This is a genomic window from Aeromonas sp. (assembly GCF_050633025.1).
Lineage (GTDB): Bacteria > Pseudomonadota > Gammaproteobacteria > Enterobacterales > Aeromonadaceae > Aeromonas.
In genome coordinates this window covers 1-11,900 of record NZ_JBODRQ010000009.1, presented here as the reverse complement: position 1 = coordinate 11,900, position 11,900 = coordinate 1, and the positions used below count along the sequence as shown (strand labels likewise).

Here is an 11,900-nt window from a genome sequence, read left to right as displayed (position 1 = left end):
ATGGCAGCCCGAACCCTGAAAATTGCCACTCGCAAGAGCCCGCTGGCCCTGTGGCAGGCCAACTTTGTCAAAGAACAGCTCGAAGCCCTGCACCCGCAGTTGCAGGTCGAACTGGTGCCCATGAGCACTCAGGGTGACAAGATCCTCGATACCCCGCTGGCCAAGGTCGGTGGCAAGGGGTTGTTCGTCAAGGAGCTGGAGACCGCCATGCTGGAAGGAAGGGCCGATATCGCCGTTCACTCCATGAAAGATGTGCCGGTGGAGTTCCCCGAGAGACTTGGTCTGCACACCATCTGCGAGCGGGAAGATCCCCGCGATGCCTTCGTCTCCAACTGTTTCAAGACCATTGCCGAACTGCCGCCAGGGGCCGTGGTCGGCACCTCCAGCCTGCGCCGCCAGTGCCAGCTGCGCGCCGCCCGCCCGGACCTGGTGATCCGCGACCTGCGTGGCAACGTCAACACTCGCCTCGCCAAGCTGGATGCCGGTGAGTACGACGCCATTATCCTCGCCGCCGCCGGTCTGAAACGACTGGAGATGGCGCACCGCATCACCGCCTTTATCGAGCCGGAACAGAGCCTGCCCGCCAACGGTCAGGGCGCCGTCGGTATCGAGTGCCGCCTCGACGATGTTGAGCTGCACGCCCTGCTGGCGCCGCTGGAGCACGCCGAAACCCGCGCCCGGGTGCTGACCGAGCGCGCCATGAATCGCGCCCTGCAAGGGGGATGTCAGGTGCCTATCGGTGCCTACGCACTGGTCGAAGGCGAGCAGATCTGGCTGCGCGGTCTGGTGGGTAGCCCGGATGGCAGCCAGGTGATCCGTGACGAGATCCGCGGTCCGCTGGCCGACGGTGAGGCCCTCGGCGAGCAACTGGCCCAGCGCCTGCTGGCCGCCGGTGCCGACGAGATCCTGGCCGAGGTCTACCGCGCATGATCCCGCTGGTGGTGCGTCCGGCCGCCCAGGCCGCCGAGCTGGTGCAGTTGTTGTGCCAGCACGGCCATGCACCACTCTGCTGCCCGCTGCTGGAAACCGTGGCGGGCAGTGAACTCCCTCTACTGCCCGACCTGTTGCGCAGTGCTGACGCGGTTATCGCCGTCAGCATCCATGCCGTTCATTTTGCACACGATTTTCTGTTGCAAACTGGTCAGACCTGGCCACATATTGAGTACTTTGCGGTGGGTCAGGCCAGCGCAGATGCGTTTACCGCCATCGGCATCACGGCAAGCTGCCCGGATGACCCGCGCAGCGAAGGGCTGCTGGCCCTGCCCGCCCTGCAGCAGGTAGCAGGCAAACGGGTACTGATCCTGCGCGGCAATGGCGGGCGGGATCTCATCGCCAGCACGCTGGCCTCACGCGGTGCTCTGGTGCACTATTGTGCGGCCTATGAACGCCACTACCCCGAGCTAGACGGGGACAAATTAACCCGCCACTGGCAGGCAGCTGGGCTGGACAGCCTGCTCATTACCAGTGGTGAACTGCTGCAACGGCTGCTGGAGCTGGTTCCCGACCACCAGCGGCCCTGGCTTTTTGACCGCCTGCTGGTGGTCCCCAGCCCGCGCGTGGCCGAGATGGCCCACTCCGCGGGCTTTATCCATATCACGATTGCCCAAGGTGCATCCAACCAGGCCCTGACGGCCGCACTGGAACTGAGGAAGATGGAATGACAGAACAACAAGAATCCCAGGTCAAACCCCAGCCGACCGCTGTGGTCAATGGCAGCAAGAGCCGCTCCGGTGCCGTACTGGGAGGGGTCGCCATCCTGCTGGCCCTTGGCCTGACCGGCGGCCTCTATCTGCACGGTCACAAGAACGCCGTGGCCCAGCAGGCCGAACTGGCCCAGCTCAAGCAGCAGCTGGCGAGCGCCCTGAGCAAGATCGACCAGACCAGCAGCAAGGATGCCGAGCAGCTGGCCGCACTGGATCAAACCCAGCAGCGGCTGCAGGGGGAGATGCAGGGTCTGCAGAACCGGGTGCTGGATCTCAACGACAAGCGCCCCAACGACTGGATGCTGGCCGAATCCGAATATCTGGTACGAATGGCGGGCCGCAAACTGTGGCTGGAACATGACCTCGTCTCCGCCATCACCTTGCTCGGCAACGCCGACGAGCGGATCGCCTCCCTCAACGACCCCAGCCTGATGCCGATCCGCAAGGCGCTGGCCGAGGATATCGCCAAGCTCAAGGGGATGCCGCGCATCGACCGCGAGGGGCTGACCCTCAAGCTGGCTGCACTGTCCGACCAGATCGAGCTGCTGCCCCTCTCCACCGTCAGCATGCCGGAAGCCAAGGCCGAGCCGGATCAGACGGTCAGCACCAATCCCGACGAGTGGGAGAGCAACCTGAAGAAAAACTGGGTCAAGTTCACCGAGAACTTCGTCACCATCCGTCGCCGCGATGGCGCGGTAGAGGCGCTGCTCTCGCCGCAACAAGAGATCTTCCTGCGTGAAAACCTCAAGACCAAGCTGTTGCAGGCCCAGCTCTCGGTCTATCGCGAGCAGCAGGCGCTCTACGAAGACAGCCTGGACAAGGCCCAGCGCTGGCTGACCCAGTATTTCGACACCGACAACAGCGCCACCCGCTACATGCAGGGCGAGATCGACAAGCTCAAGGGTGAGCAGATCCAGATCGACTATCCGGCCCAGTTCAAGACCCAGGCGATGCTGGAGCAGGTGCTGACCGAACGCCTGCAACGCATTCTGGCCAGCAGCTGAGGAGGGCACCATGATCCGTATAATCATTCTGGTCGCAGTGATGGTCGCAGGGCTGATCTTTGGCCCGCAAGCCTCCGGTAACAAGGGCTATGTGCTGATTGCCCTTGGCAATTACACCATCGAATCTTCCGTCACCAGCGCGGTGATCCTGGCAGTGCTGTTCTACGGCGCCCTGCTGATCGTCGAGTGGCTGCTGGGTCGGGCATTCGGCCTGCGCCGCAAGACCCTCGGCTGGTACGGCTCGCGCCGCCGCCGCAAAGCCAATCAACAGACCGTCGCCGCCACCCTGGCAATGGCCGAAGGGCACTACAGTCAGGCTGAAAAGCTGATGATCAAGGGGGCCAGCAACAGCGACACCCCGCTGCTCAACTACCTGAGCGCCGCCAAGGCGGCACAGGCCCGTGGTGACGACGCCCGCCGGGATCAATACCTGCAAAAAGCGCAGGAGGAGAATCCCAAAGCCGAGCTGGCGCTCACCCTGACCCAGACCCAGTTGCAGATCGAGCAGGGCCAGTACGATACCGCGCTGGCGATGCTGGAGTCGGTCTACGCCCTCAACCCGCGCCATCCCATGGTGCTGGATCAGCTGCGTCAGGTGCATCTGGCCCGTCAGGACTGGAGCGCCCTGTGCGACCTGATCCCGGCACTGCACAAGGTGGGCAAGCTGACCCCGAAACAGGAAGAAGATCTACTGCAACAGGCCTGGTGTGGCCGCCTGCAACAGGCTGCCGGCAGCCTCGAGACCCTCAAAGCGGTATGGCAGGATCTGCCGCGCAAGCTGCGCCTCGAGCCAGAACTGCTAGCCTGCTACGGCGATCTGCTGCGCCAGCTGGGTGCTGACAGCGAGGCTGCCACCCTGTGGCAGGAGGCGCTGCGCAAACAGCCGATGCCGCAGCTGCTGGCTCGCCTGCCCAAGCTGAAACTCGACAGCTACCAGCCGCTGTTGGCACTGCTGCAAAAACAGCAGGGGCAACCGGAGGTGGACACCGCACTGGCCCAGCTCTATCTGCTGGCAGGCCAACTGGACGATGCCCAGAAGCTGCTGGAGCAGGAGGTGGAGCGGGCGCCGAGCGCCGCCGCCTATCACGCTCTCGGCCAGCTGATGGACAAGCGCCGCCTCACCAACAAGGCCAACGAGTACTACCGTCAGGCGCTGGACTTGGCGGGGATCTGATCCTAAAACTGCAAACAGCAAAAAGAGAAGAGGCCGCACAATGCGGCCTCAGATTGCTGACAAAGCCAAAATCGTCATCGTAACGTATTGATTTTGTTTGATGAGAAAGCCCTGTTTTTCTGAAATCAGGTTTTTTTCAATAGTCTGAGGCCATCAGCAATGATGGCCTTTTGTGTTTTTGTGTTCCTGCGTGTTGGAGTGTTGCAGCTGGTCAGGCACTACCTCCCGTTACCGTCTGGCATCCCTTCTCTTTTCCCGCTTTCGTTATTTCCTGTTCTTGATGTGGCAGCAGCGTCAGCTGACAGTTTTTATTGCCGTTTTCTTGCCAAATCTTGCTGCGTCAGAGCATTGACTCCACGCTATCAGGGCAGGGAAAACAGCAGGGGAACCGAGGTTGCTTGCAAGTGCCAGTGCGATAATGGCTCCGGGGGGATCAGCGCATGGTTTTTATCACCCAAGAGCATGCTGATCAGTTCGCCACCCGTTGTGGGGAAGGCCTTGTTGTAAAAAAGCGAGGCGGGCGCCTCGCTTGGTTGGGGATCTCGAGCTTACTGGTGAGTCAGCATGCTGCTCTGGTTGGCTGCCAGGGTGGTTCTGCCCGAGCTCTCCAGCCAGGTTTTGAGCCGCTTGGCATCGGCGACCCGATCGTTGGTGGTCTCGGCATTGAGTAACACCATGATCACCGGCTCGCGATTGACCTTGGTGCCCAGCACCAGACAGCGGCCCGCTTCGCGGATATAGCCGGTCTTGGAGAGAGTGAACTCCCATTGCCCTTCGCGGATCAACCGGTTGGAGTTGAGGTAGTGCAGCTGACGCTTGTTGGTGCGCACATAACTCTGCTCGTCGGTGGAGTACTGGCGGATCAGCGGATAGGAGGCCGCTGCGGCGGCGAGTTTGGCGAGATCCTGCGCGGTGGATACATTGCGTGGGTTGAGCCCTGTGCTGTCGGCGTAGCGGGTATTCCACATTCCCAGCATGCGGGCTTTGGCGTTCATCGCCTCGACAAAGGCGCGCTGGCCGCCGGGATAGTGGCGGGCCAGCGCCGAGGCGGCGCGGTTTTCAGAGGACATCAGGGCGATATGGAGCATTTCGGCGCGACTGAGCCTGGAACCTATGGCCAGGCGCGAGCCGGTTCCCTTGATGCGGTCGATGTCGGCATTGGTCACCGTGAGCATTTCATTCAGGCGCAGGTTGGCATCCAGCACCACCAGCGCCGTCATCAGCTTGGTGAGTGAGGCGATGGGCATTACCCGGTTGCCGTTGCGCTCGGAGATCACCTCGCCGGTTCTGTGGTTGGCCACCACGAAAGCGGCCGAGCTGAGGTTGGGCACATCCCGTCGCTCGAGAAAGCCGCTGCTGCTCTTGCTGCTGGCGGAAAAGGGGTTGGCATGGGCACTGTCCATAGCGGCTGGCAGCATTACTGCGCCAAGCAACAGGGGAAGGAGGGAACGCATCATCATGATCAGCTCTACCGGACGAAATACAGGGATATCTCGCTAAGTTATATGTCGTGAACTGGCGCTTCACAATCATTCTCACCTTGATATTGATAATTTACGGCATTGAGCGTGCTCTGACGACGAAGAGAACGTGAAAGTGGTCTCTATAGGGTCCCTTTCTGGCATTGACATTATGGGCTGGCCGTTATGGTAAGAGGGTGCCAGCGCTAAAAAAATCGGGACCAAAATAGACCTTATTGGCATGGAGCATTGCTCACCGTTTAGTGAACATCTTCCTGCTTGATCTTGAATCGCATGGCGATCACCACGAACAGTAGCGGGTCAATGATGGTCCAGACGCAGGTGGATATATCGCCGGAGATAAAGGGGGACACTACGGTAAAGAGGTTACTGCAGGTGACCCGGTTGAGCAGGAAGATGCCAAGTCTGGCAAAAAGTGCATAAAGAGCAGGCCCTGCCATTTACGACCGAGATGACTAGCGAATCAAGCATTCTGATGAAGAGGACTCAGCGGGAAGTGCTCCCCCGCTCGGAACAGTGCTCCGGCGTATGATGGCGCCGACCGCCAGATTGACCGGAGCCAATGGCGACAGGTCTTATCCCCCCAACCGTGTTAGCAGCACGCCGCCAGTAATGATGGCTGCTGCCGTCAGCCGCATGCGCCCGAGCGGTTCTTTCAGCAGCCAGACCGAAAGCAGCATGGCAAACAGCACACTGCTTTCGCGCAGCGCCGCGACCACGCCAATGGGAACTTGGGTCATGGCCCAGATAACAATCCCGTAGGCGAGCAGTGACATGGCACCTCCGGTGGCGCCAACCAGTGCATATTGACGGATCTGGCGCCATGCGTTGCGTTTCTGGTGGACGATCAGCACCAGCAGCATCGCCAGCCCGGTACAGGCAAAGAGCCAGAGTGTGTAGCGTACCGGTTCACCCCCTGCGCGGGCACCGGCTCCATCCGAGAGGGTATAGGTCGCCGTAAACATGGCCGTGATCAGTGCCGCCCGAACTGCCTTGCTGTCAAGGCGTTGCTGCCCACCTCGCCAGGCCATCAGCAAGACCCCCATGATCAGCACGCAGGCACCGACGATGCCGCCGTAACCGGGGTAGTCCCCCAGCAATATGGCACTTAACGCCATGGCGAGCAGCGGGGCACTGCCACGGGCCAGCGGATAGATCTGGCCAAAATCGCCCTGATTGTAGGCATGGCTGAGAAACAGGCAGTAACCGGTATGTAGCAGGACTGAGAGGCCTAGCCAGGGCAGCTCGGCAGCAGAGGGAAGCCCCATGGGCAGCAGCGCCACGGCGGCGATAAGCCCGGAGAAGATCGCCACCAGTGATACACCCACCAACCGCTCTTCGCCAATTTTGACCAGCACATTCCAGCTGGCGTGAAGCAGGGCTGCCAGCAGAACGGCGAAAAAGACGGTGGTACTCATGGAGGCAGGCTCTCGGGCGATGGGGGGTCAAAAGAATACCCTTCAGGAGCCTGATTGACCGAGATCTTTATCAAGGCTTCGGCGTTTCTGGCTCTTCGCCCATGCAACCCCTTCTCTGATACGCCTGGGCCATTGTCTGCGGTCGTTTGCTATGCCCAGCAAAAGCGCAGTGGCATGTCAGCGCGCCTTTGGTCTTCATCCGGACCCGATTAGAAGTCGTAACGGGCAGCCAGCTGGAAGTTATCCTTGTTGGCGGTCGCAGTACCGGCCACGCGGTCCAGATTGTTGATGCGGTACTCACCGATAACGCGCAGGTTCTTGTTGAACTTGTACTGGGCACCCAGAGTTTAGTAATCCACGTTGTCATTCTTCACGCCCGCCTTGTCCTGATCCTGCTTATTCCACAGGGCCATCAGACCGAAGCCGTTCTCGAAGTTGTAGCCCAGCGCATCGTTGCCATAACCATCGGAGAGGGATATATCGGTCCAGTCAGCCAGGAGGCCGGGGGCCCATTTCTGACGGCCGAAGGTCAGGGTACCCCAGTCAACGCCGACACCGGCGAACGCCAGACGGGTGCGCAGGTTGTCTGAGTTCTCGCTGTCGTTGATATACGTCTGTACTTCGTATTGGGCCAGAAGCGAACAAACTGGTGGGCACCCTGCTTGGCACTGTAATCCTGAGTGCCGTTCGGGGGGCATCGACCCCTTCTTTCTTGTCACCGAAGAAGTGGCCGGCATAGATGCGGCCATAGAGATCCAGCAAAGAGGTGTCGTTTTTATACACTTCAACGGCTTGTGCCTGAAAAACGGCTGTCAGTGCCACCACAGTAGTCAGCTTTTTCATCTTAATCCCTTGTTTTTCAAGCTTTTGTTGGGAAAGCGGGGCCATGTAAGGTAGCAGGGGTGACAACTGGATGAAGAGTCGATGGCAGTGAGATTGCAATTGGATGAATTAGCTAGATTTATGCTCCTGTCAGCTACTTTTGTGCGCAAAGGTTTGCCCTTGTGGTAGAATGCCGCCCGTTTTCGAGCTCCATAGGTTGGATATGCGATGAGACGTGAACTGGCAATCGAGTTTTCCCGAGTGACGGAAGCGGCTGCACTGGCTGGCTACAAGTGGCTCGGACGTGGTGACAAGAATATCGCTGATGGTGCGGCCGTAGCGGCCATGCGCCACATTCTCAACCAGATCGAGATCGATGGTGAGATTGTGATCGGCGAAGGTGAAATTGATGAAGCGCCGATGCTCTATATCGGCGAGAAGGTCGGTACCGGACACGGCGACGCGGTGGATATCGCGGTCGATCCCATCGAGGGTACCCGCATGACTGCCATGGGTCAGGCCAACGCGCTGGCCGTACTGGCGGTGGGCGACAAGGGTTCTTTCCTGAAAGCGCCTGACATGTACATGGAAAAGCTGATCGTCGGGCCCAAGGCCAAAGGCGCCATCGACCTGGATCAGGCTCTCGAGCTGAACCTGAAGTCCGTGGCCAAGGCGCTGGGCAAGCCGCTCTCCCGTCTGACTGTCATTACCCTGGCCAAGCCGCGTCATGACAAGGCAATCAAGGAGATGCAGGGTCTGGGCGTGCGGGTGTTCGCCATTCCTGATGGTGACGTTGCCGCCTCCATCCTCACCTGTCTGCCGGACAGCGAAGTCGACATGCTGTATGGCATCGGCGGCGCACCGGAAGGGGTGATCTCCGCGGCGGTGATCCGCGCGCTGGATGGCGACATGCAGGCCCGTTTGGTGCCGCGTCATCGCGTCAAGGGCGACAGCCCGGAAGTGCGTGCACTGGGCGAGCAGGAAATTGCCCGCTGCGAAGCGCTGGGCATCGATGTGAACAAGGTGCTCAAGCTGGAAGACATGGCGAAGAATGACAACGTCATCTTCTCCGCTACCGGCATCACCAAGGGTGATCTGCTGGATGGCATCACCAGCGATGGCGTGATGGCGACCACCGAGACTCTGTTGATCCGTGGTAAATCCCGTACCATTCGCCGTATCAAGTCGATCCATTACCTTGAGCGCAAAGACAGCGTGGTTCGCGACATTATCCTGTGATGATGGCTCGCTGAACCGGCTGTGTGGTTTGAAGCCCGATCGCCCGTGCGGTCGGGCTTTTTGTTGTGCGCCAGCTACGTTTGTGCCGCCGCTTCGGCTATGGTGGTTCAGACCGTGCCAAAGGAGTGGAGTCTATGGAGTGTCGTAGCGGCTGCGCTGCCTGTTGCATCGCCCCCAGTATCAGCAGTGCCATTCCCGGTATGCCAGATGGTAAACCGGCTGGCGTCCCCTGTATCCAGCTCGATAGCGCCCTTGGCTGCAAAATCTTCGGTCAACCGGAGCGGCCAGCGGTGTGCGGCGGTTTTCGCCCCATGATGGATGTGTGCGGCAGCCATCGCGCCGAGGCCATCTGGCTGATCGGCGAGCTGGAGCGGCTCACCACCTGACGAGAGCAGAACAAAGAGATAAAAAAGAGGCCGCATTGTGCGGTCTCAGGCTATTGCCACCCTTGATTTCAGAAAAACAGGACTTTCTCATCAACTAAAATTAATACGTTACGATGACAATTTTGGCTTTGTCAGCTCGGCGCCAAGGGACCCGTCATTGGCTTTGGGGTGAGTTTTTTAGGGCGCGTATGACAGTGTTAATGCCAATTGTGAGGACGCGAGCGGTATCACGAACACCTGAGCCGTTGAACGCCATATCAACAATCTCGTCTTTGACACCAGGCTTGCGGGCTTCATAAGTATAGGTGAGCTGAAACACGTGGGGACCGGCGGGGCAACGATAGCGAACATGGCCAGCAGGGGTCTTCCCATTACGATATACGTGGTCAGAGTTGCAACGAAGGCAGTGAACGGTGATGGATGCCATGAAGCAATAAGCCTCAAAGGAACTCACCACACCAGCTCAACCGATCGGAGGCATTACCCTACACTTTTTGGCCCAGAATGAGGCTGGATCCGGATGCCGCTGGAGGGTATGCTGGTTCTGGTGATGGTCATGCACTATCGCACCAAGCGTACTGAAGTCGATAATTCGGATGGCATGCTGGCTCCCATGAGGAACCAACTGTCTGGGTAACATTTTTGGAGTTTGATGATGAGTAACAAAGAACATCACAACGGCAAAGATGCCAAGAAAAAACCGCAGATGTCACTGAAAGAGAAACGCGAAGCCAAACGTCAGAAAGCAGAACTGAAAAACGGCAGCGCAATGAAGTAACGCTCCCATACTGCTGTGCCTTCGGAGCCAGTACAAAGCCAGCCCTTACCGGCTGGCTTTTATGTTTGTGGCTCACGGTGTGGCGCCGTAAGCCGCGAAAATCTTATGATAACGACCATCCTGACGCATCGCCTCAAGGCGCTTATCAAACAGATTGCGGGCATCGGCCGTTCGGAAGGCAAAGTGATAGACGGTGGGCGGGAAGAGGTCTGCCTGCCTGACCTGATTGCGCTCGTAGTGCTCGCCTGCCTGGGCGGTGGCAATCAGCTGGTCGAGGTAGTAGTAGAACACCCGCTCCTCCAGTACGACTGCATCGACCCGGCCGCGCATTAGCTGATGTACCTGCACCTGCTGCTTGGCTACCTCCTCATAGTTAGGATTCTGATTAACTATGGTGGCGAATGCACTCCCCAGAATGATCCTTGCCCGTTGAAAGGCGGTGACCCGCTTTGAATGCAGATCGTCAAGGGTCCGAATATGGGTGCCGTGCAGGGTGAAGACCCTGTTATGGAAGGTAATAACGGGGCGAGTCAAAAATTGGGGAGCAACCATGCCAGGTCTGACGTTGATGATGGCATCCAGCTTTCCTGACTCGAACAGGCGGAAGGTTCGTTCCAGTGGCAGAAATACAAAGCTGGTCTCATAGCCGCTGCCAACAAAAGCTTCTTTCAGCAGGTCCAGCTCGATACCACGATTATCACCTTTGATGACATAGGGGGGAATGGCAAAGCTGACCCCAACCTTGAGTGGCTTGGCCAACAACTGGCCAGGCAGTAAGCTGGTCAGCAGTAGCAACAAAGAGGTGAGCAGTTGCATTGCACTTTTCACAGAGTGCTCCTGTCGAGAATATCCATCACTGGGCTGGCAGCCATAAAAAGTCATATCCCTTTCGAGTTGAGTAGCTCAGCCTTGATCGCATTAAAAAGCCCTGATTTATCAGGGCTTTTTAATGTTTCTGTTTTTAGAACGGGATGTCGTCGTCGAAATCCATCGGCGGCTCGTTATATACCGGCGGCGCAGATTGTGGCTGCTGGGCAGGACGGCCATAACCGCCTTGCGGCTGCATGTTCTGCTGCGGAGCCGGCGCCGGGCGCTGCTGATTCATCGGCTGCTGGGCTGGCATGCTCTGCTGCGGTTGACCCCAGTTGCCCTGGGATTGACCACCCATATTCTGGCCCATGCCCTGACCACCTTGTGGACGGCCACCCAGCATCTGCATCACGCCACTGAACCCATCGACCAGCACTTCAGTGGTATAACGATCCTGGCCACTTTGATCTTGCCATTTGCGGGTCTGCAGTTTGCCTTCGACATAGACCTGGGAGCCTTTCCTCAGGTATTCGCCAGCCACTTCGGCCAGCTTGCCCATGAAGACGACGCGGTGCCACTCGGTGCGCTCTTTCTGCTCACCGGTCTGCTTGTCGCGCCAGGTTTCAGAGGTGGCCAGAGTAATGTTGGTCACGGCACCGCCACTCGGCATGTAGCGCACTTCCGGGTCTTGCCCGAGGTTACCGATCAGAATGACTTTATTGATGCCTCGACTGGCCATAATCTCTCTTCCACCTTATTTACCGGCCAGGTCGAAACCTGGTCCAACACGACTAGATACCTGATTAGTTGCTGTGTGCGGGGCGCAATCACCCGCAGACGCATGTGACGGTCATAGTAACAGTTGCGAAGCGGATTGGCAGCATCCTTAACCGGCTTGATGTGCCAAAGGTAAAGCCCCGTCCTCATTAGGTGCTGTAAGAGAGTCACTCTGCCTTGGAGGACTCAACAGCCACAGGCGCCGGTTGGTCATCTTCCTTGATCCAGGCATCCAGCAGGGTGTAACCCACCGCCAGCACCACGGGGCCGATAAACAGACCGATGATCCCCATCGCCAGCAAGCCGCC

The 11,900-nt window shown here is 58.8% G+C and carries 12 protein-coding genes and 3 pseudogenes; 7 read left to right on the top strand and 8 right to left on the bottom strand.

Annotated elements, in window-relative coordinates:
* From hemC to ACRAUW_RS02390, 4 genes are read left to right on the top strand one after another with little or no spacing between them, the layout of a single operon-like run.
* The gene (hemC, locus tag ACRAUW_RS02405; protein WP_431361042.1) at positions 1–930 is read left to right on the top strand and encodes a hydroxymethylbilane synthase; all 930 of its coding nucleotides are present in this window, start codon (positions 1–3) and stop codon (positions 928–930) included.
* Positions 927–1,661: a uroporphyrinogen-III synthase gene (locus tag ACRAUW_RS02400; protein WP_431361013.1), complete on the top strand. Its 735-nt coding sequence runs from the start codon at positions 927–929 to the stop codon at positions 1,659–1,661. The genes hemC and ACRAUW_RS02400 overlap by 4 nt, the downstream gene beginning before the upstream one ends.
* Positions 1,658–2,707: a uroporphyrinogen-III C-methyltransferase gene (locus ACRAUW_RS02395; RefSeq protein ID WP_431361012.1), complete on the top strand. Its 1,050-nt coding sequence runs from the start codon at positions 1,658–1,660 to the stop codon at positions 2,705–2,707. The genes ACRAUW_RS02400 and ACRAUW_RS02395 overlap by 4 nt, the downstream gene beginning before the upstream one ends.
* Before the next feature lie 10 nt (positions 2,708–2,717).
* Positions 2,718–3,881: a heme biosynthesis HemY N-terminal domain-containing protein gene (locus tag ACRAUW_RS02390; protein ID WP_431361011.1), complete on the top strand. Its 1,164-nt coding sequence runs from the start codon at positions 2,718–2,720 to the stop codon at positions 3,879–3,881.
* A gap of 548 nt (positions 3,882–4,429) precedes the next feature.
* Here the strand turns inward: ACRAUW_RS02390 and pbpG are convergent.
* The 4 genes and pseudogenes from pbpG to ACRAUW_RS02370 all read right to left on the bottom strand — a co-directional run bounded on the left by pbpG (position 4,430) and on the right by ACRAUW_RS02370 (position 7,623).
* On the bottom strand, positions 4,430–5,341 hold the full coding sequence (gene pbpG / locus ACRAUW_RS02385) for a D-alanyl-D-alanine endopeptidase (protein WP_431361010.1): 912 nt from the start codon (positions 5,339–5,341) through the stop codon (positions 4,430–4,432).
* Between the two features lie 260 nt (positions 5,342–5,601).
* On the bottom strand, positions 5,602–5,802 hold the full coding sequence (locus ACRAUW_RS02380) for a hypothetical protein (protein ID WP_431361009.1): 201 nt from the start codon (positions 5,800–5,802) through the stop codon (positions 5,602–5,604).
* Positions 5,803–5,937: 135 nt separating this feature from the next.
* Positions 5,938–6,780: a DMT family transporter gene (locus ACRAUW_RS02375; protein ID WP_431361008.1), complete on the bottom strand. Its 843-nt coding sequence runs from the start codon at positions 6,778–6,780 to the stop codon at positions 5,938–5,940.
* Positions 6,781–6,989: 209 nt separating this feature from the next.
* A pseudogene (locus tag ACRAUW_RS02370) lies at positions 6,990–7,623 on the bottom strand (porin).
* A gap of 207 nt (positions 7,624–7,830) precedes the next feature.
* Here ACRAUW_RS02370 and glpX point away from each other — a divergent pair.
* Together glpX and ACRAUW_RS02360 are read left to right on the top strand one after the other, a co-directional pair.
* Complete coding sequence (gene glpX, locus ACRAUW_RS02365; protein ID WP_005336386.1) at positions 7,831–8,841, top strand: class II fructose-bisphosphatase; 1,011 nt, start codon at positions 7,831–7,833, stop codon at positions 8,839–8,841.
* A 134-nt stretch (positions 8,842–8,975) separates the two neighbouring features.
* The gene (locus ACRAUW_RS02360) at positions 8,976–9,227 is read left to right on the top strand and encodes a YkgJ family cysteine cluster protein (protein WP_005336384.1); all 252 of its coding nucleotides are present in this window, start codon (positions 8,976–8,978) and stop codon (positions 9,225–9,227) included.
* Between the two features lie 163 nt (positions 9,228–9,390).
* Here the strand turns inward: ACRAUW_RS02360 and ACRAUW_RS02355 are convergent.
* Positions 9,391–9,671: pseudogene (locus tag ACRAUW_RS02355) on the bottom strand (IS1-like element transposase); the annotation flags it as partial.
* 208 nt (positions 9,672–9,879) lie between these two features.
* Here ACRAUW_RS02355 and ACRAUW_RS02350 point away from each other — a divergent pair.
* Positions 9,880–10,005 (top strand): hypothetical protein, encoded by a 126-nt coding sequence (locus ACRAUW_RS02350; RefSeq protein ID WP_019445191.1) that lies wholly within the window; start codon positions 9,880–9,882, stop codon positions 10,003–10,005.
* A 72-nt stretch (positions 10,006–10,077) separates the two neighbouring features.
* Here the strand turns inward: ACRAUW_RS02350 and ACRAUW_RS02345 are convergent, their stop codons facing one another.
* From ACRAUW_RS02345 to ACRAUW_RS02335, 3 genes and pseudogenes are all read right to left on the bottom strand, one after another.
* Complete coding sequence (locus ACRAUW_RS02345; protein ID WP_431361041.1) at positions 10,078–10,821, bottom strand: substrate-binding periplasmic protein; 744 nt, start codon at positions 10,819–10,821, stop codon at positions 10,078–10,080.
* Between the two features lie 145 nt (positions 10,822–10,966).
* Positions 10,967–11,554: a single-stranded DNA-binding protein gene (locus tag ACRAUW_RS02340; RefSeq protein ID WP_431361007.1), complete on the bottom strand. Its 588-nt coding sequence runs from the start codon at positions 11,552–11,554 to the stop codon at positions 10,967–10,969.
* 205 nt (positions 11,555–11,759) lie between these two features.
* Positions 11,760–11,900 (bottom strand): annotated as a pseudogene (locus tag ACRAUW_RS02335) (AI-2E family transporter YdiK); the annotation flags it as partial.

Excerpts from the sequence above, each read along its gene's own strand:
- hemC (WP_431361042.1), top strand. The coding sequence starts at position 1 with ATGGCAGCCCGAACCCTGAAAATTGCCACTCGCAAGAGCCCGCTGGCC.
- ACRAUW_RS02400 (WP_431361013.1), top strand. The coding sequence starts at position 927 with ATGATCCCGCTGGTGGTGCGTCCGGCCGCCCAGGCCGCCGAGCTGGTG.
- ACRAUW_RS02395 (WP_431361012.1), top strand. The coding sequence starts at position 1,658 with ATGACAGAACAACAAGAATCCCAGGTCAAACCCCAGCCGACCGCTGTG.
- ACRAUW_RS02390 (WP_431361011.1), top strand. The coding sequence starts at position 2,718 with ATGATCCGTATAATCATTCTGGTCGCAGTGATGGTCGCAGGGCTGATC.
- pbpG (WP_431361010.1), bottom strand. The coding sequence starts at position 5,341 with ATGATGATGCGTTCCCTCCTTCCCCTGTTGCTTGGCGCAGTAATGCTG.
- ACRAUW_RS02380 (WP_431361009.1), bottom strand. The coding sequence starts at position 5,802 with ATGGCAGGGCCTGCTCTTTATGCACTTTTTGCCAGACTTGGCATCTTC.
- ACRAUW_RS02375 (WP_431361008.1), bottom strand. The coding sequence starts at position 6,780 with ATGAGTACCACCGTCTTTTTCGCCGTTCTGCTGGCAGCCCTGCTTCAC.
- glpX (WP_005336386.1), top strand. The coding sequence starts at position 7,831 with ATGAGACGTGAACTGGCAATCGAGTTTTCCCGAGTGACGGAAGCGGCT.
- ACRAUW_RS02360 (WP_005336384.1), top strand. The coding sequence starts at position 8,976 with ATGGAGTGTCGTAGCGGCTGCGCTGCCTGTTGCATCGCCCCCAGTATC.
- ACRAUW_RS02350 (WP_019445191.1), top strand. The coding sequence starts at position 9,880 with ATGATGAGTAACAAAGAACATCACAACGGCAAAGATGCCAAGAAAAAA.
- ACRAUW_RS02345 (WP_431361041.1), bottom strand. The coding sequence starts at position 10,821 with ATGCAACTGCTCACCTCTTTGTTGCTACTGCTGACCAGCTTACTGCCT.
- ACRAUW_RS02340 (WP_431361007.1), bottom strand. The coding sequence starts at position 11,554 with ATGGCCAGTCGAGGCATCAATAAAGTCATTCTGATCGGTAACCTCGGG.